General features: G+C 47.3%; 16 protein-coding genes and 1 tRNA gene. 9 read left to right on the forward strand and 8 right to left on the reverse strand.

All coding sequences use genetic code 11. The features are described 5' to 3' along the window. Nucleotides 1–571 precede the first annotated feature (571 nt). Genes ACW9SV_RS00005 through ACW9SV_RS00015 form a run of 3 tightly spaced genes read right to left on the reverse strand, consistent with a single transcriptional unit; the run spans nt 572 to nt 2,654 of the window. On the reverse strand, nt 572–1,840 hold the full coding sequence (locus ACW9SV_RS00005; protein ID WP_479554677.1) for an adenylosuccinate synthase: 1,269 nt from the start codon (nt 1,838–1,840) through the stop codon (nt 572–574). Next, nucleotides 1,841–2,188: an STAS domain-containing protein gene (locus ACW9SV_RS00010; protein ID WP_479554678.1), complete on the reverse strand. Its 348-nt coding sequence runs from the start codon at nt 2,186–2,188 to the stop codon at nt 1,841–1,843. Then, nucleotides 2,178–2,654, reverse strand: coding sequence for a Fur family transcriptional regulator (locus tag ACW9SV_RS00015; RefSeq protein WP_479554679.1), 477 nt, complete (start codon nt 2,652–2,654; stop codon nt 2,178–2,180). Before ACW9SV_RS00015 ends, ACW9SV_RS00010 begins: the two co-directional genes overlap by 11 nt. Nucleotides 2,655–3,350: 696 nt before the next feature. On the opposite strand from ACW9SV_RS00015, the gene ACW9SV_RS00020 reads away from it, so the two are divergent. Both ACW9SV_RS00020 and ACW9SV_RS00025 read left to right on the forward strand, forming a co-directional pair. Beyond that, complete coding sequence (locus tag ACW9SV_RS00020) at nt 3,351–4,259, forward strand: hypothetical protein (RefSeq protein ID WP_479554680.1); 909 nt, start codon at nt 3,351–3,353, stop codon at nt 4,257–4,259. Between the two features lie 585 nt (nt 4,260–4,844). Further along, on the forward strand, nt 4,845–5,702 hold the full coding sequence (locus ACW9SV_RS00025) for an outer membrane protein (RefSeq protein ID WP_479554681.1): 858 nt from the start codon (nt 4,845–4,847) through the stop codon (nt 5,700–5,702). A 151-nt stretch (nt 5,703–5,853) separates the two neighbouring features. Here ACW9SV_RS00025 and ACW9SV_RS00030 read toward each other — a convergent pair whose 3' ends face one another. Next, nucleotides 5,854–8,058: a RelA/SpoT family protein gene (locus ACW9SV_RS00030; RefSeq protein ID WP_479554682.1), complete on the reverse strand. Its 2,205-nt coding sequence runs from the start codon at nt 8,056–8,058 to the stop codon at nt 5,854–5,856. A gap of 151 nt (nt 8,059–8,209) precedes the next feature. Here ACW9SV_RS00030 and ACW9SV_RS00035 point away from each other — a divergent pair. The 4 genes from ACW9SV_RS00035 (at nt 8,210) to clpX (ending at nt 12,325) form a co-directional block, all read left to right on the forward strand. Beyond that, nucleotides 8,210–8,291, forward strand: a tRNA-Leu gene (locus ACW9SV_RS00035). Between the two features lie 76 nt (nt 8,292–8,367). Further along, on the forward strand, nt 8,368–9,696 hold the full coding sequence (gene tig / locus ACW9SV_RS00040) for a trigger factor (protein ID WP_479554683.1): 1,329 nt from the start codon (nt 8,368–8,370) through the stop codon (nt 9,694–9,696). Nucleotides 9,697–9,978: 282 nt separating this feature from the next. Then, nucleotides 9,979–10,677, forward strand: coding sequence for a ClpP family protease (locus tag ACW9SV_RS00045; RefSeq protein ID WP_479554684.1), 699 nt, complete (start codon nt 9,979–9,981; stop codon nt 10,675–10,677). 418 nt (nt 10,678–11,095) lie between these two features. After that, entirely contained in the window at nt 11,096–12,325 is a 1,230-nt protein-coding gene (clpX, locus tag ACW9SV_RS00050) for an ATP-dependent Clp protease ATP-binding subunit ClpX (RefSeq protein ID WP_479554685.1), read from the forward strand. Between the two features lie 86 nt (nt 12,326–12,411). On the opposite strand, the gene lpxB is transcribed toward clpX, so the two are convergent. From lpxB to ACW9SV_RS00070, 4 genes are all read right to left on the reverse strand, one after another. Then, nucleotides 12,412–13,566, reverse strand: a complete 1,155-nt coding sequence (gene lpxB / locus ACW9SV_RS00055; protein WP_479554686.1) for a lipid-A-disaccharide synthase — start codon at nt 13,564–13,566, stop codon at nt 12,412–12,414. A gap of 157 nt (nt 13,567–13,723) precedes the next feature. Beyond that, nucleotides 13,724–14,140, reverse strand: a complete 417-nt coding sequence (locus ACW9SV_RS00060; protein WP_479554687.1) for a 6-pyruvoyl trahydropterin synthase family protein — start codon at nt 14,138–14,140, stop codon at nt 13,724–13,726. Next, nucleotides 14,140–15,135: a FecCD family ABC transporter permease gene (locus ACW9SV_RS00065; RefSeq protein WP_479554688.1), complete on the reverse strand. Its 996-nt coding sequence runs from the start codon at nt 15,133–15,135 to the stop codon at nt 14,140–14,142. Before ACW9SV_RS00065 ends, ACW9SV_RS00060 begins: the two co-directional genes overlap by 1 nt. 8 nt (nt 15,136–15,143) lie before the next feature. After that, on the reverse strand, nt 15,144–16,079 hold the full coding sequence (locus ACW9SV_RS00070) for an ABC transporter substrate-binding protein (protein WP_479554689.1): 936 nt from the start codon (nt 16,077–16,079) through the stop codon (nt 15,144–15,146). Between the two features lie 264 nt (nt 16,080–16,343). Between ACW9SV_RS00070 and rfaD the strand changes: the two genes are divergently transcribed. The 3 genes from rfaD to ACW9SV_RS00085 all read left to right on the forward strand — a co-directional run bounded on the left by rfaD (nt 16,344) and on the right by ACW9SV_RS00085 (nt 18,714). Beyond that, entirely contained in the window at nt 16,344–17,309 is a 966-nt protein-coding gene (gene rfaD, locus ACW9SV_RS00075) for an ADP-glyceromanno-heptose 6-epimerase (RefSeq protein WP_479554690.1), read from the forward strand. Nucleotides 17,310–17,481: 172 nt separating this feature from the next. Continuing rightward, nucleotides 17,482–18,327 (forward strand): FRG domain-containing protein, encoded by an 846-nt coding sequence (locus ACW9SV_RS00080; RefSeq protein WP_479554691.1) that lies wholly within the window; start codon nt 17,482–17,484, stop codon nt 18,325–18,327. Nucleotides 18,328–18,465: 138 nt separating this feature from the next. After that, nucleotides 18,466–18,714 carry a putative signal transducing protein gene (locus tag ACW9SV_RS00085; protein WP_479554692.1) on the forward strand — a complete coding sequence of 83 codons (249 nt, stop codon included), beginning with the start codon at nt 18,466–18,468 and terminating at the stop codon, nt 18,712–18,714. Nucleotides 18,715–18,742 lie beyond the last annotated feature (28 nt).

Genomic DNA, 18,742 nt, shown 5'->3' on the forward strand with positions numbered 1-18,742 from the left:
CCGCAAGGGAAGCGGAAAACTTTTTTCCTCGCCTTTCGTTTGCCCTAAGTTCCGTTCCCCTCCTGCCGAGCGGGCTGCAAAGGTAAGCAAAGATCCCCGATCTCCAAGCGCTTTCCCCGAGGTTTCCTTCCCGGGGCCTAAGGTAGAACCGTAATCGACTCTTGGTTAGTTCCTTACAAAGGGAAGTTTTCTAAGTAGGGCTTTTGGTAGCGGCTCCCTATTGGAGCCTCAGACCTAACCGCTTTTGGGTGGCCGAAAGTTCCCGGGACCGGAAGAGTTTTTATCGGATTTCCTTAGAGCCGGTTCCCTGCCGGGGCCTTGGCAAGAACCAAGATCGGGCACCGGGAAGTTCCAACACCTTAGAAGATTTTCCTTATGACTCTCCTTTGAGTGGTTCCCAACCGGAGCCTAGGCAGTAACCAAACTCTGGTACTAGTAAGTTCCAACACTTTAGAAGATTTTTCACACAGATGAAAACTTTGGTTGCTCCTCGTATTAACCTCGTTTCCCTTAAATGTAGGAGAAGGCAAGGTGATCAACACCTTGCCTTCTCCTACATTGAATCTAACTATTACTTAACTAGGGTGCTTTTTCTATCAGGGCCTACGCTGATGATGTTCACACTTACCTCTAACTGCTCCTCTAAGTAAGCTACGTATTCTAGCACAGCTTGAGGAAGTTCATTATAGGTTTCGTATTTCCGCAGTTCTTCGCCCCAGCCCTTCATGGTGATGTACACCGGAGTGAGTTCGGTTTTGTCCAAGTCATGAGGTACCTGGTCAGTAACTGTGCCGTCGGGAAGTTTATAATGGGTGCAGACGCTGATTTCATCAAAGTCATCCAAAACGTCAGCTTTCATCATGTTCAACTGAGTTACCCCATTAAGCATGATAGCATACTTTAGGGTTGGAAGGTCAATCCAGCCACAGCGTCTTGGGCGCCCGGTTGTAGAACCGAATTCTCTTCCGGCTTGGCGGATCTTCTCCCCTACTTCGTCATGAAGTTCGGTAGGGAAAGGGCCACTGCCTACTCGGGTACAATAGGCTTTGAAAATTCCGTATACCTCTCCAATATGACGAGGCGCAATACCTAAACCGGTGCAAGCGCCTGCTACTAAGGTATTAGAAGAAGTAACGAAAGGATAGGTTCCAAAATCGATATCCAAAAGAGAGCCTTGGGCACCTTCGGCCAAAATCTTCTTACCATCCTTGATAGCCTGGTTGATCATGTACTCAGAATCAACCAAGGTGAAAGTTCTCAGGAAGTCAATGGCACTAAAGAACTGCTGCTCTAGCTCCTCTATTTCTAACCCCTTTTGGTAAAAAGAGGCTATTTTCTGATGCTTCTCTACTGTTGCCTGGTAACGTTCATTAAAATCTGGTTGCAGGATATCTCCAACCCTAAGACCGCTACGACCAATTTTGTCTTGGTAAGCCGGACCAATACCTTTTTGGGTAGAACCAATCTTAGAAGTCCCTAAAGCTTCTTCAGAGATTCTATCCAAGCTTTTATGCGAAGGAAGGATCAGCTGAGCTTTTTTGGAGATGAAGAGATTTTTGGAAACGTCTACGCCTCGGGCGGCCAACTTCTCTACCTCTGTCCGGAAAACGATTGGATCCAGAACCACCCCGTTCCCAATGATATTGGTAATGTGCTCATGGAAGATACCCGATGGTATTTGGTGAAGCACATGTTTGGTTCCTTCAAACTCAAGCGTGTGTCCGGCATTTGGGCCGCCCTGAAAACGGGCTACCACGTCATACTGAGGAGCAAGTACATCAACGATTTTACCTTTTCCTTCATCGCCCCATTGGAGGCCTACTAAAATGTCAACTGGCATTTAAACTGATTCTTTAAGGAGTTGAACGGCATTGGTATCATCTTCAGCTATGGTAAAGATGGCGTTCAATTTTGTGATTATTAATAACTTTCGAATGTGTTCTGATGGATTGATGAGGATAAGCTCACCGCCCCGGTTTCTGAACTTAGTCAGGAGGGAAACCAAAACGCCTATTCCGGTGCTGTTGATAAAACGCACATTGGATAAATCAACCGCCGACAGGAGCATGGAGTCATCAATGGTAGTATTTGCCAGATCCATGAGCCGCTGCGTTTCAGGGCCGCCAATCATATCGCCCTCTAACCTAATAATAAGGATGTTGTTTTCTAGCGTGTGATCAATTTTCATGGAAAGGTCCGTTTAGTTTAGCCTGGCAATCACCACAGATACCGTACAAATTTAGAGAGTGGTGCAGAATATTGAAATTCAGCAATTCTCCCACCATGGTTTGGATGTTATGGACCCTAGGGTCACAGAACTCCACTACCTTGTGACACTCTGTACAAATCACGTGGTCATGCTGGCGACGCCCGTATGATTTCTCATATTGAGCCAAGTTGCGCCCAAACTGGTGTTTACTCACCAGATCATTTTCTACCAGTAGATCTAAGGTATTGTATACGGTAGCCCTACTAACCTGATAGTTCTTGTTCTTCATGCTGATGTAAAGTGACTCTACATCAAAATGGCCGGTGCGGGAATATATTTCTTCTAATATAGCATAGCGCTCCGGGGTTTTCCGGAGTCCTTTGCTTTCTAAGTAGGCGGTGAAGATTTTTTTCACCTCCAGGAATTTCACTTCATCTAGTGCCATATGCCTTCTTCTACTGCAAACTTAACAGTTTTATGTGGGAATGCTAAAAACCAATCTAAAAAGGAAGTTAAGGTACTCTCTCCTTATCGCCTCTGCCAGAAACCTCAATGCCAACGAATTGGGTAAGAGGAGAAAACAGAGATAACCAATTGGGAGAATATTCTTCTTAAAAGATCAAAACAGTTTGGGGCCATTCTCTCCTATAATAATCAGAGAGGAACTCCTACAAAATGGGTACCTTGGAATATCCTTCAGACAGAACGCAGCTTACCAAAGCAACTTACTAAAAGGACTGCCTGCCATGGGAAACTGCCGGAACTAAAGGGATTAATAGAACTATAAAGACTTCTTTCTACATCTTTTCTTTCCTTAAGGAGTTTGGGCTGTGAAATGGTGGTTACTACTCCTTTTCCATGTAGTGAACAATTTATAGAATTTCTCTATATTTAGAGAACTCCCTCATCTTACCCAAACTGGTATTCTACCAGCTCTCTTCTGACCACCAGAAGATATCAGATTGCTGCTTACTCCTTAACAAAGGTTTAGATAGAAAGGTGTCTTTTACAAAAACAGGCTGAAAAAGGATTGAACCGCACATCCTTTTGGACCTATCAGTCATTTCGCTATAAAGAGAGGTAAAAGAAGCGTGCGGGTTAGGCTTACTTCATTGGCGTGTTAACTATCAGTTCCTGGTTTATGAAAAGCGTTCTCCTATTTCCTTTGATGACGTTGCTTTTGCTTTGCTTTACCGGTAGCGAGGCAAATGCGCAGACGGTGCCAGATTCGACCTCCATTTACAGAATAGAGCTTACGGACGGAAACGAATTCATCGGGACAATTGTGAGTCAGAATGCAGACTCGCTGCGGTTAAAAACCCAAAATCTGGGAGTCTTGTCTATCTTGAGGAGGGACATCAAATCAATGACCGTCTATGACCAGAGCCGGTTGAAGAATGGGAAACTCTGGTTTGATAATCCGCAAGCCACCAGGTATCTCTTTGCGCCTAACGCGTATGGGTTAAAACCCGGCGAGGGCTATTACCAGAACGTCTGGATTCTCCTCAATCAGGTAAGCGTAGGGCTCACGGAAAACATATCCATCGGGTTCGGAACTGCGCCATTATTTCTGTTTGGTGGTGCTTCTACGCCCGTGTGGTTGCTTCCCAAAGTTTCTATTCCTGTGGTGAAAGACAGATTTAACGTTGGAGGTGGCGCGTTGATAGGGACCGTGTTGGGGGAGGAAAATGCTTCTTTTGGGATTGCTTATGGCTTGGCGACCATTGGCTCCAGGGATAAAAACGCCACATTGGGTTTAGGGTATGGATACGCAGATGGTGATTGGGCAAGTTCCCCCACCGTGACCTTAAGTGGTCTTTTGCGTACCGGTAGCCGGGGTTACCTGATCACAGAGAGCTACTTAATCAGCGCAGGAAATGAAAAGCTTGGGTTGTTCTCCCTGGGCGGCCGGAGGATTATCAAAAGAGTTAGTTTAGACTTCGGGTTAGTTTTCCCTTTTGAGACGGGGAGCAGTCAATTGATAGCTATTCCTTTCCTGGGTTTTGAGGCCCCGTTTGGCAAAAAAGCTGCTTACACGGGATCAAAATAGCCTGAAAAACGAAGTCAAAGAAGCTATTCATTCTAAAGTGCCTTGGTTCTTTTCCCGCTTAATAGCCTAATTTCTTCTTCAACACTATCCAGGAGAAATGCGCTACTTATTCAACCTCATTTTATACATTAAAAAAAGCACATACGCTTAAGGGTTCTTTCTTAGAAAAGGCCTTAAAAACAACTTTTCAAATCCTTTCTGTACTGGACACCTCGTCTTCAGAATACTATTTTAAAACCAATTTCAAAGCAGCTTTTCTTAGGCTTACCTTGAAGGGAATATCTTTCACCTCATGTTATTAAAAGGTAAGCGAAAGGTAAAATGCGGCGGTATTTTGGCATGATAGATCATTCTTAAGTACCTACACCCTCACTGTTTTGAGCCCGTTTTCCAGAATGGCTGTCTAAACACTACTTGAGAGGTGCCATCCTTTTTCTATAAAAATTTTATTGGGTCAGTAGGGGTGCTGCCAAAGAAGTGTGTCTAAAGAAGCAAGAACGTGATACAGATTGTTTAAGAAAGGCCTTTCAAACATTCTCATAATCTCTAAAGACATTTTTAACCCCTTTTTGAAAAATTACCATTATGAAAAAGTTAACCTTTTTGAAAGGCATGCGCACGCTTACATTAACAGGCCTGGTATGTTTAGCTTCTTTGGCAGCTTCTGCGCAGACCAAACCAAAAACGTCTACTTCCGCATCAGCCGTGCAGACAAAGGCAAAAACAACTGCCACTACCCCTACGGCAAAAGCCAAGTCTCCAGCAGTGGCTTCGGCCAAACCAAAAACATCTTCGGCAGCTTCTACGCAAAGAAAACCAACCACAGCGGCTGCCTCTACCCAGAAAAAAGCCCCGGCCAAAACCATAGCTGCCGCAGCGCCGGCCAAACCGGTTGAGGCCGTAGTAGCAGAACCCGTAGCAGCAGCACCGGCAGAAAGCCCTGCTGAAACAAAAAGACAGCCATCGGCCGCCTTCGGAGGTGGATCTAACGTGATCTCATTCGGCCTTGGTCTGGTGAACAACCTTGACTACCCTAAAGGCGGAAGCACCCTTATGCCGTTGACTTTCTCTTATGAGAGAGGCTTGAATGTAGCCGCAGGACCTGGTACCATTGGCGTGGGTGGGGTTTTCTCTTATTCCCACTATAAATGGGGAGAAGGCGACTACAAATGGACAGTAATGTACTTCGGAGCTAAGGGAGCCTATCACTATAACTTCGCCAATAACGATAAATTAGACACGTACGCCGGATTAACCCTTGGGTACGCCAGAACCAAAGTGAACTATGACTCTTATTACTACGGCGAAGCCTCTGAAGGGGAAGTAAAAGTGGGGGTATTAGCAGGTGCGCGTTACTTCTTCACCGACAACATTGGTGCCCACTTGGAGCTCGAAAGCGGCCCAATGTCACACATCACCCTTGGTTTGAGCTATAAGTTCTAGTAATGACCTTCCTACTTAGAGTGGGTTTACAAAAAACAGCCCCTAAGCTTAAGTAGAGATTCAAGGAATTTCCGTTCCACCTTCACGATAAAAGAGAAGCCCACCTGATCTCTGGATCAGGTGGGCTTCTCTTTTATACTATATTATTGATTTAAGAGTCAAATCGGTCAACGCTTAGAACGCCATTCACCTTTAATAGCTTCTGAATTAGTTTCTCTAATTGGGCGGTGTCGTTCACAAAAACCATCAACCTTCCTTCAAACACGCCGTCATGGGAGTCAATGGTAATGGAGCGCATGTTCACCTTTAAGGAGTTGGAGATGATCTTGGTCACATCGTTCACCAGCCCTACCCTGTCGGTGCCTTTGATGGTAATCCCCGCCAAGAAAGACAACTCTTGCTGTCCGGTCCATTTGGCTTTCACAATGCGGTGCCCGTAGTTAGACATCAGTTCCACCGCTTTAGGGCAGGTAGTCCGGTGGATGGTGATGCCGTGGTCCACCGTTTGAAACCCAAACACATCGTCACCCGGGATAGGGTTACAGCAGTTGGCCAACTCGTAATCAATCTTGTCAGTGCTGCCACCAATCACCAGCAACTGCGAGTTGATTCCCCTGATTTTCTCCACCTCTTTGTCAAAGGTAGAGCCCATAAGCAACGAGGCCGGCTGGTACTTCTCGCTCTGCGGATTGAAGATGTATTCTTTAATCTCCTTCAAGTCGATCAGGTTCACCGCCACTCTATAGTAGAAATCCTGCAAAGAGGAGGCATTGAAATAAGCCGCCAAACGGTTCAGGTTCGCCGCCGAAGGCTCAATGGACAAGTGTTTCAGCCTTTCCTCTACTTGCAGCTTTCCTTCCTCGGCCTTGCCTTTCCGTTCCTCGCGCAAAAACTCTTTTATTTTAGACCTGGCTTTAGAGGTAGTCACAAACTTGAGCCACTCACCGGTGGGTTTCTGCTTCTGCGAAGTAAGGATTTCTACCTGGTCTCCGTTGTGCAACCGGTAACTGAGCGGCACCAACTTCTGGTTCACCTTTGCGCCTAAGCTTTGGTATCCAATATGGGTGTGGATCTCAAAAGCAAAGTCCAGGGCAGTGGCGCGGTCTGGCAAGATGATTAGCTCCCCTTTTGGGGTAAAAACAAACACCTCCTCCACGAACAGATTGGTCCGGAACTCATCCAAGAATTCTATGGCGTTGGTGTTGTTCACATCCAGCATGTCCCGCACTTTATTGATCCAGTTGTCCAGACCAGACTCAGAAGGTCCGTTGCTACCGGTTTTGTATTTCCAGTGAGCCGCATATCCGCGTTCTGCAATATCATCCATCCGTTTGGTTCTGATCTGCACTTCTACCCACTGGCCCGTCTTACTCATCACAGTGGTGTGCAAAGCTTCATAGCCATTGGCCTTAGGCGTACTGATCCAGTCGCGCAAACGGTCTGGGTTAGGTTGGTAGAAGTCCGTCACAATGGAATACACCCGCCAACAGACAGGTTTCTCCTGCTCGTAAGGCACATCCAGAATGATCCGGATGGCGAACAGGTCATAGATTTCCTCAAACGTGACGTTCTGCTTTTTCATCTTTTTGAGGATGGAGTAAATGGACTTGGGCCGTCCTTTCACCTCAAAATTCGTGAAACCTTGTCGGCGTAGTTCCTCCTCTACCGGACCAATAAAATCAGCGATGAACTTATTACGCGCGGCTTTGGTCTGCCTGATTTTGTTGGAGATGAATTTATACGTCTCCGTATCGGTGTACTTCAGGTGCAGGTCTTCCAGCTCAGACTTGATCGCGTACAAACCCAGGCGATGCGCCAAGGGAGCGTACAAGTACATGGTCTCAGAAGCGATCTTGAGCTGCTTGTCACGGGCCATACTGCCCAGGGTACGCATGTTGTGCAAACGGTCGGCTAGTTTGATCAGGATCACGCGCACATCGTCTGAGAGCGTAAGCAACATCTTCCGGAAGTTCTCGGCCTGCTGAGAGGTACCGTATTCGAATACCCCAGAGATCTTGGTAAGACCTTCAATGATCTTGGCCACCCGGGGGCCGAAGTCACGCTCAATGTCAGCAATCTCCAGATCCGTATCTTCTACTACATCGTGCAGGAGGGCCGCCACAATAGAAGTGGTTCCCAGACCAATCTCCTCCACGGCAATCTGAGCAACGGCAAGGGGATGTAAAATGTAGGGCTCACCGGATTTCCGGCGCATATCTTTGTGGGCCTCCAACGAGGTGTTGAAGGCTTTCTTAATAATCTTGGCGTCGTTATCTTTCAAGAAAGGCTTGGCGTGGCGCAGCAACTTTCGGTAATGGCGCAGGATCTCTTTCCGTTCTGCTTCGTGGTCAATCATACGGGTAGGTACATCAAAATCGGGGGTCTGGCAAGCGCCATTCCGTTTTCGAGGTCTTTTTTATAAATTTTAACAAAAAAAACGAAAGAGAGTTGCATAAACAAAAAAGAGTTTGCTACATTTGCATCACCAAAAACAAACACACATTGATGCGGATGTGGCGAAATTGGTAGACGCACTAGACTTAGGATCTAGCGCTGCGAGGCATGGGGGTTCGAGTCCCTCCATCCGCACAAAGAAAACCCTCAATCCCAACCGGGGTTGGGGGTTTTTTCAATTAATCCGTAGCACAATTAAAATCTGATAGCTTTGAATATCACCCTCAATCAAACCGATGGCCAAAATGCCAGCCTAAAAGTTAGCCTGCAAGAGGCGGACTATGCTGCCCGTGTAGACGAGCAAATCAAAGAATACAGCAAGAAAGCCAACATCAAAGGCTTCCGCCCTGGTAAGGTTCCGGCTGGTTTGATCCGTAAAATGTACGGCAAAGGCATTCTGGTGGAATCCATCAATCAGTTGTTGCACGAGTCAGTAAACAACTACATCAAAGAAAACAAACTGCGCATTCTGGGTGAGCCGCTTCCGGATCGTCAGGATGAGAACGCCATTGACTGGGATACCCAGAAAGAGTTTGAGTTCAGCTACGCCGTAGGGTTGTTGCCTGAGTTTGAACTTCCTTTAAACGAGGTTTCTGTTCAGAAATATGACATTGAAGTAGACCAAACCACTGTTGACGAGGCGTATGACCAAATGCAGCGTCAGTTTGGCACTACCACCAACCCAGAGGTTTCTGAAGCCAACGATTACCTGTACGGCGACCTGAAGCAAGTGGACGGTGAGTTTGAAACCAAGACGTTGCTGCCAATCAACAAGGTTGTTTCTGGCGTGGAGACGTTTGTGGGCGTGAAGCCAGGTGACACCATCACCTTTGACATCCGTGAGGCGTTTGGTGACGATGCCGCTTTGGCACACGTGACTGGCTTGAGCAAAGACGTAACCAAAGACCTGAATGGTCAATTCACATTCACGGTAGAGAAAATCAACCGTACTGAGGCTGCAGAGATGAACCAGGAGTTCTTTGACAAAATCTTCGGTCAGGGCAACGTGACCACACAGGAAGAATTTGACGCCAAAGTACGTGAGGTGATCAAAGAAAACTATGACCGTGAGGCCGTGAACGTTCTGGACCGTGACGTGATTGACCAACTGGTAGAGAAATCTTCTATTGAGATCCCTACTGAGTTCTTCAAGCGCTGGTTAGCCGTTACAAACGAAGGCAAAATCACCCCTGAGCAAATTGACGAGTTCTACGACCAGTATGTGAAAGAACTGAAGTGGTCTATGATCCGCAACAAGGTAGTGGAAGAGAACGACATCAAAGTAAGCAACGAAGATGTGGTGAACAGCGCGCGTCAGAAAATGATGGCTCAGTTCAACATGCCAGAGGTGCCAGAAGAGATGGCAGACACCTTCAACAACTTCCTAGACAACCACTTGAAGCAAAACAACGGCCGTAACTTCGTGAATGAGTACGAGGCGTTGGTAGCTGAGAAAGTACTGGAGTTTGTGAAAGAGAAAATCACCATCACTGAAAATACCATTACGGCAGAAGAATTCCGTAACAAAGTAGGCGCGTAAGCGGTACTATACCTTACTAAACAAAAAAGTCCTTACCTTACGCTAAGGACTTTTTTGTTTTAAGACGGTACGCATTGGCCCTCCCCGGGCAAGGTTTTCTGAGAAGTAGCGAGTTCGCCTCCTGCCCCGTCTTCGGCCATAATGGCAGTAAAACACCATTATTCCATTTTGGCCTGATTTTAGAAAAACAAACCCGAAACTGGTAAACTCCGTTTGCCCCTTCTGGTTAATCTTGTAACCAACGCGTATCTTTTTAAGTTAAGGCATCTAAACAGAACCCTTATGTACACTAAAGACGAATTCAGAAAATTTGCCGTGCAAGGCCTTGGCATGAGCGGCCTTGGCGTAGATCAATACCTAACCCATCTGGAAAGCAAAACCAACATGCACCCCACCAGCATGACGCGTTCCGTGATTGAGGAACGTCCTACCAACTTCCGTGAGATTGACGTGTTCTCCCGCTTGATGGTAGACCGCATCATTTTCCTGGGAACACAGGTAGACGACTATATTGCCAACATCATCACTGCGCAGCTCCTGTTCCTGGAAAGCGTGGATTCCAAAAAAGACATCCTTCTATACATTAACAGCCCAGGTGGCTCTGTATACGCTGGTCTTGGTATCTATGATACTATGCAGTATGTGCAGCCAGACGTGGCTACTATCTGTACTGGCTTAGCAGCCTCTATGGGTGCGGTCTTGTTATGCGGTGGCGCCAAAGACAAACGTTCTGCCCTGCCCCACGCCCGTGTCATGATTCACCAGCCAATGGGTGGTACCCAAGGACAGGCTTCTGACATTGAGATCACCGCGCGTGAGATCCTGAAGCTGAAAAAGGAGTTGTATGAAATTATCTCCAGCCACAGCGGCAAACCAGTGGAGCAGGTTGACAAAGACAGCGACCGTGACTACTGGATGATTGCCCAGGAAGCCAAAGAGTATGGCTTGATTGATGAAGTATTGACCCGTCACAAAGCATAACAAAAAAGGCCCGTTTGTTACGGGCCTTTTTCATGTACATCCATCACTTCCTTCTTCCCTTTCCCCTAAAATTATCAGGCAAGTAATTGTCCATACTGGTTAAAAAAATATCGGCTTTTCTAGCCTATTTTACCAAAAACAGCACTAAGGGAGCCGCTTTAAATCAGGTGAATTAATTTTTTTGAAGTTAATTTTCTGGTAAAACAGAAGTTTACTATCTGCTTTTTTTGCACACCCTATTATGCTTCAATCAGATACAACATATACTATATTTTATAATACCCTAATGCCCAACCACTTCGTGCCTGGTTCTGGATAACTTGTGCAAAAATATTTTGGCGTAGTGGCTAACCAATTTTGTAACTTTGTCGTACCCGCCCCAACTTAGAGGCGGAAAAGTACATCCCACTCTCGGTTTATGGCAGAAATAACGTGCTCTTTTTGCGGAAAGAATAAAAAAGAGGTGTCTGTAATGATCTCAGGCATTAACGCACATATCTGTGAGCGTTGCATTGGACAGGCCCAACAGATTTTAAATGAAGAAAATCGGCTACGTGCCACCAACCGCGCTCCCAAATTTAACCTGATTAAGCCTAGGGAAATGAAGACCTATCTTGACCAGTTCGTGGTGGGGCAAGATGAGGCTAAGAAGGTAATGTCTGTGGCGGTGTACAATCACTACAAGCGGTTGATGCAAAAGCCTAAAACAGATGATGTGGTGATTGAGAAATCCAACATCATCATGGTGGGCGAAACCGGTACCGGAAAAACATTCCTGGCCCGTATGCTGGCTGGCGTGTTACAAGTTCCCTTCTGTATTGCCGATGCCACTGTGTTGACCGAGGCTGGTTACGTGGGCGAAGACGTGGAAAGCATCTTAACCCGCTTACTGCAAGCCGCGGATTACAACGTAGAAGCAGCCGAACGCGGCATTGTGTATATTGACGAGATTGATAAAATTGCCCGTAAAAGCGACAACCCTTCTATCACCCGTGATGTAAGCGGCGAAGGCGTTCAGCAAGCGTTATTGAAATTGCTGGAAGGTACCTCCGTAAACGTGCCGCCGCAGGGAGGCCGTAAGCACCCAGAGCAAAAGATGATCTCCGTAAACACAGAGAACATCCTCTTTATCTGCGGAGGAGCGTTCGTAGGGATTGACCGCCTGATCAAGAGCCGCCTGAACACCAAACCAATCGGGTTCTCTTCTACCAACCTGGAGGAGAAAATGGACACGGAAAACTTCCTGCGCTATATCACTTCCCAAGACCTGAAATCTTTCGGCTTGATCCCAGAATTGATTGGCCGTTTACCGGTGGTGACACACCTGAATCCGTTAGACAAAGAAACGCTTCGCCTGATCCTGACTGAGCCTAAGAACTCTTTGGTGAAACAGTACAAGCGGCTGTTTGAGATGGAGAACATCAACCTTGAGTTTGCCGAGGATACCCTGGAGTACATTGTAGAGAAAGCCTCTGAGTATAAATTAGGCGCCCGTGGCTTACGCTCTATCTGCGAAGGAATCATGACCGATGCCATGTTTGACCTTCCGTCTGAGGAGCAGGAAGGCAGCAGCGACCTGGTTATCACCTTGGATTACGCCCGCGAGAAGTTTGAGAAATCAGCGGTGAAGAAATTGAAAGTAGCTTAAGGTGTTCAAAGCACCTTAAAAGAGAAGGCCTCCCCTACTGGTGTAAGGGAGGCCTTTTCTTTTTACCTTGTTTTAAGAAAGTGGCACTAAAACGCACTTTTTAACGATTTGCTGGTGTCCGGAGTGGTTTTACCTTCTTTCAGATATTCCACCATGAGTTTGGCGGCAGTCTCGGAGGTATTGAAATTTCCGATCAATTCCTGCACCCGTTTGTACCCTTCTAGTTGGGCAGCCCGGCCTGCTGGGTTTTGCAGAATGTTCTTCAGCTCTTTCACCAGGTTCTGGGCGTTCATATCGCCTTGAATCAGTTCAGGTACTACTTTACGTCCGGCAATGAGATTCACTAGGGAGATATAAGGAACCTTGATTACCGCCCGGCCAATCCAGTAAGAAACTGCGCTGGTGCGGTAACAAACCACTTGCGGCACGCTAAACATAGCAGTTTCCAAGGTGGCGGTGCCAGAAGTAACCAGAGCGGCTTCGGCGTTGGCTAAAATATCGTAGGTCTGGTCGTAAACAATTTTGATAAACGGCTTCCGGTTGAAGTGCTCGTAATACTCCTTTGAGAAGTTACTTACCGCCGCTACCACAAACTGGTAATCCTGGAATGGCGGCAAAATGCTGAGCATGATGTAGAGAATGTTCTCAATTTCCTGTTGCCGGCTGCCCGGTAACACCGCAATGATGGGCCGGTCATCCAGATCATTCTCTTTCCGGAAGTTGGGATTTAGCTCATGGGCTGCCACTGCGTCTGAGACAGGGTTGCCCACGTAATCAGTTTTGTAATCAAACTGCTGGTAGAAATCCTTCTCAAACGGCATGATGACAAACATCTTGTCCACCAGCTTTTTGATGGTATGGACCCGCCCCTGGTTCCAGGCCCAGATCTTAGGAGAAATGTAGTAGAAAACTTTGAGCCCGTGTTCTTTCGCAAACTTTGCAATGCGCATGTTAAACCCGGCATAGTCTACCAAAATCACCACATCAGGCTTGAAGGCTAGCAGGTCGTCCTGGCATTCTTTCAGAAAACGCTTGATTTTGAAGAGGTTTTTGGCGGCTTCCAGAAAACCCATAAAGGCCATTTCCTGGTAGTGCTTTACTAACTCGGCGCCCGCCGCTTCCATCATGTCCCCGCCCCAGCAGCGAATGTGGGCCTGTGGATCTTGCAAATGAAGTTGCTTGATGAGATTGGAGGCGTGCAGATCTCCAGAGCGTTCTCCGGCAATAATGTAATATTTCATTGAATGGGTTCTGAACAGTAACAGGGCTCTGACAATGAAAAGCCGATATCAACCCCCCACACAATGTTTGTGCCAGAACGATTTTAATCAACTGATATTGTATCTTTTAGATAAATTATCTTGCCTTGTCTTCTTTCTTTAGGGGTTTGCTAGTAATCTACTCGCCAAAATATTCCACAAAGTTACGGGGAGTCTCATATAGTTTTAGGCTGTGCAGTTGCGCACCAGATATACGAGGGATGAGGGGGTTTAGGATGTTCCAGAATTCCATGATCAGGTTCTCTGTGCTGGCCAGCTTGCCTTCCATGAAAGGCACATCCAGGTTCAGGTTTTTGTGATCCACTTTTTTGATAATGTGGTCCCTGATGAGGGTGCTCAGTTTCTTTAAATCTATCACGAACCCGGTATCCGGGTCTGGCTTTCCCTTCACTGTTACTATCAGTTCATAGTTATGCCCATGCCAGTTGGTATTTGCGCAGGGGCCAAAAACTTCTTTGTTTTTAGCCAGCGACCAATTGGGGTTATGCAGCTTATGCGCCGCGTTAAAATGCTCTAATCTGCTTACGTATACCATTAACTGAATCGGTAATTCTTTCTACGCAGCAAATATACGAAGAAAGGTACACCAAAGAACGAAGTTACAATACCAACTGGCATCCCGGCGGGTGGATAGATCCATCTGGAAATCAAATCACAGACCACCAGAAACAAACCTCCGGCCAGAGCGCATGCCAGCAAGTTGAACCGATTGGTGGTGCCCAACAGCGCCCGGGTGACGTGTGGAACCATGAGCCCCACAAACCCCACCGGACCGGAAAAGGCCACTGCAAAGCCTGTCACCACAGAAACCGTCACCAGCATCACCCACCGGATAAACCTGACATCAACCCCCAAAGTCTCGGCGCGCTCGGCTCCAAGTAACAATACGCTCAAGTGCCTTTGTAAAAAGTAAAAAAGAATCAATCCTAAAGCCAAGGCCACTGCCGGATACCCCAAGTTAGACCAATCGGCTTTCTCAAACCCACCCATGCTCCAGAACACCACAGATTTTAGCTGACTTTCTGAATCTGACAAAAACATGATCAAACTCACCAAGGCCGTCAGTAATGAACTCAGGGCTACTCCTACCAATAGCATCTGACTAGGAATCAATTGCCCTCGCCGCGAACCCAGTAGTACCACCACCAGAGTGACAATAAAGGAGCCCAAAAGCGCAAAGAAGGGCGGCAGATAAAGGCCCATAAAGGTAAGGTCGGCGAAAAGTAAGAAACTGAAAGAAGCGCCCAGAGAGGCTCCCGAAGCAGTTCCTAGCAAGTAAGGGTCAGCGAGGGCGTTGTTCACCAAAGCCTGCATGAGGTACCCAGAGAAAGCAAGCGAGGCTCCCGTCAAAAAAGCCAGCAACAGCCGGGGTAAGCGCAGGTGAATGATACTGTAGTGTGTGGCATTCTCTGGATCATAGTCCACAAGAGCATCCAAAATGGTCTCATAAGAGGTGGGCAGGCTGCCTACCTTCAGCCCCAGCAGAAATCCTATGACTAAAAGCACCATTAGGAGCAGCAATATGGGCAAGGCCTTTTTCACCTTAGAACGGCATTAAGCTCTGCAATTCCTTCTACCACCCGGGGGCTGGGCCGAGACATCAGGTCATCGGTGACGTTGTAGATGCGCTTTTGCTGGTAGGCTTTGATGCGGCGCAGCTCTGGATAAAGAGAGAAAAACGTCTTTTCCATTTGCGCAAAGTCTCCCCCAATTATCACCTCCGGATTCATTTTCAAGATATACTCGCGGGTAAGGGCTGGGTACGGCTGGGCAAAAACCTCGGTGATGGCGTTCTGACCGCCGGCGTACCGGAGTTTATCGGTGAAGAGGGTGTTGCGGCCGTACACGTAAATGGGGTCTTTCCAGGTAATGGCTAAAACCCGGGGCCGTGTTTTGCCTACCGTATCCTTTGCGAATTGGTTTAACTGGGCTTGCAGGGAATCGGCTACTTTGTTTGCTCTTTCTGTTTGCTGCAGCAGAAACCCGAGGCTCCTGATCCCACGCAGAATATCGGCAACGCTGTCATATGCCTGAAAATAGATGGGGATGCCTAGTTTCTGCACCTGAGCCGCTACTTCCATGGAGATGATGCCTTCGGTGGCGAAAACAACATCGGGCTTAAGGGAAAGCAGCCGCTCATAATCCATGGGGTAGTTGTTGACCACCGGTTTAGTTAGGGCCGCTTTGGGGTAGTCACAGTTCTGGGTTCGGCCTACAATAAAGGCGGTATCCGCAACGGCAAACAGCATTTCGGTCATGGAAGGCGCTAAAGCTAGTACCCGGCGCGGGTGCGTAGGTAATTTAACCTTTCGGCCTAGATCATCTATAACGGTATGGAAAGCGGAGGTGGCAGGAGTAGATGACTTTTTAGATTCACAGGCGAGTAAGCAAAGCAAACACAAAATGCCCAAAAGTGTCTGGAGCCTGGGGATGCCCAGCGAAAAGCAGGATTGTTTCACGGAGGATAGTATCATGGAGACTGCGCCAAAGATACAGGATTTGGAGGAAGCTTAGCGGCCTTGCCCCTCTTCTGCAAAATCTGTTTTCAACCCGATTTCCTAAAACCAGTCTCAAAGAAGAATTCCTCATAAATAAGAGATGGCGTTTTAAAAACCCTTTCTGAAAATCAGCCCTACAACTGAGGTGTTACGTAAGCGAACTGGCTAACTCCAGGGAAATCGTCAGAGCAAAACTTTCGTACTTTTGGGTAGCTTTGCATAGAACTTAACCAATTTTCCATGATAGTAGTCACCGGAGCAGCCGGCTTTATCGCCAGTTGCCTTGTTTCCCGTCTTAATGCCGCCAATTTCAATGACATTGTGGTAGTTGACAACTTTTCGGTGGCCAAAAAGCTGCCTAACATAGAAGGGAAAAGAATTAAGGAGTTTGTAGACCGCCACGATTTCTTTACCTGGTTAGATAAGAATTACGAAGACGTGGAATTCATATTCCACCTGGGGGCTCGCACCGATACTACCGAGACTAACCGCGAGGTACTGGACCTGCTCAACCTGGACTACTCTAAAAATGTATGGAACGCCTGCTGCGAGTACCAAATCCCGCTAGTGTACGCATCTTCGGCCGCTACCTATGGTTCCGGCACCTTGGGCTACGACGACGATGAGTCCATCATCTCCCTGCTTCGGCCGCTTAACGCTTACGGTGAATCTAAAAACGATTTTGACATTTGGGCACTAGAGCAAACCGCCAAACCTTTCTTTTGGGCAGGGCTGAAGTTCTTCAACGTTTACGGGCCTAATGAATACCACAAAGGCAGAATGGCCTCAGTGGTGATGCACGCCTTCAACTCCATTCAGGATACTGGTCGTTTAACTTTATTCCGGTCGCATAACCCAGACTACGAAGACGGCAAGCAGATGCGTGATTTCGTGTATGTGAAAGACGTGGTGGAAGTCATGTTCTGGCTTATGCACCACCGCAAGAACTCCGGCATCTACAATCTGGGCAGTGGCGAGGCCCGCACCTTCCTGGATCTGGCGTTCAACACCTTCACGTCCATGGGCCGCGACATCAACATTGATTTCAAAGACACCCCAGAAGACATCAGAGACAAGTACCAGTATTACACCCAAGCCAATATGTCCAAGTTGAGAAGCATTGGGTATGACAGACCCTTCCATACCTTGGAGCAAGGCATTCAGGATTACGTACAGAACTACCTCCTAACCGGTTCTTATTATTAAAAGCAGAAGAGCAGACCTAAAGTCTGCTCTTCTGCTTTAAGGCTGTTTTTGCTGAATTACCTCTAAAAAGGTTAGTACCCTTTTCTGCTGCTAAACACATTGCCAGCCAGATCTCGTATTAGTACTGATCCTTTTGAATTAACCCTAATTCTGTTTAAGCCCTAAAACTCCAATGGCCTACTCCATCGTAGAAAACGACATGAGTGAAGACGCTTCATCTGATTCATTGACAATGCCCAATGATCTGAAAGTAGAAACTTGGGAGGAACTGCAGCGAGAACTGTTCCGAGACTCCTGGGATGATAAATTAAACCGATACCGTTCGCCGTATGTCTTCAGAGGGTTGTGGAACAAGAGCTACAACTTGAAGACGAGTCTTATGCGCATTGGTGGAGACTACCCTAAATTAGAGCCGCACCTGCTCCGGAACTTCCGGAAGTACTCCCGAGGCTCCATGGAAGTAGGCGAGTCATTTTGGAACTGGTTGGCCGTGGCTCAGCACCATGGCCTGCCCACCCGCCTCATGGACTGGACCTACTCCCCGTACGTTGCCCTGCATTTTGCCACCTCAGACCTCAACAACTTCCACGAAGACGGGGTGATCTGGTGTGTCAACTATGTCAAATCCACCGATTATTTACCGGAGAAGCTCCAAAAGGCCATCAGGCAGGAAGGCTCCAATGTATTTACGCCTGAGGTGCTGGAACCCATTGCCACGTCCCTGAACAGCTTGGGCGAATATCAGGAGAAACCCTTTGTTTTGTTCATGGAGCCCCCTTCGCTGGACGAACGCATTGTGCACCAATACGCGCTTTTCTCTATGATGTCCTCGCCAGACGCCATGCTCTGTGAGTGGCTTTTAGAACATCCGGAGCTGTATTACCGCTTGATTATTCCAGCCAAGTTGAAATGGGAAATCAGGGACAAACTGGACCAGGCCAACATCACGGAACGAGTCCTTTTTCCTGGCCTCAGTGGCATCAGTGCTTGGTTAAAACGGCATTACACCACTACATAGATTAGGAAATGAGTACCTGAGACATAAAGTATCCGTATCAATGAGTTTTCCGGAAATTAGTCTTAGAACTTGGGTAAGCGTATAGCTTAAGCATCGGCGGAGCTTTTTCTAAGTCAGCTCCCATTTTCAAATCAAGCTATGAGTGACAACTTCAAACCAAAACCGGTAATCGTTTTTTCAGGCAACGCCATAGAGGCAAATGTGGTGAAAAACATGCTGGAGAATGCCAACGTACAAGCCTTCCTAAAAGACGAGCATATAGGCTCTATTGCCCCGTGGCAAGTATCGGCGGGTGGAGGTGGCGCTGTGAAAGTGCTGGTTTCTTCGTTAGACCAAGAAGAAGCCCAGGCAATTATTGCGCGCTATGAAAGAAACGAAAACGAATAAGTGGGTTGAACGACCTCGTGTTCTTTTC

It is taken from the genome of Rufibacter sp. JT20002 (genome assembly GCF_056491185.1).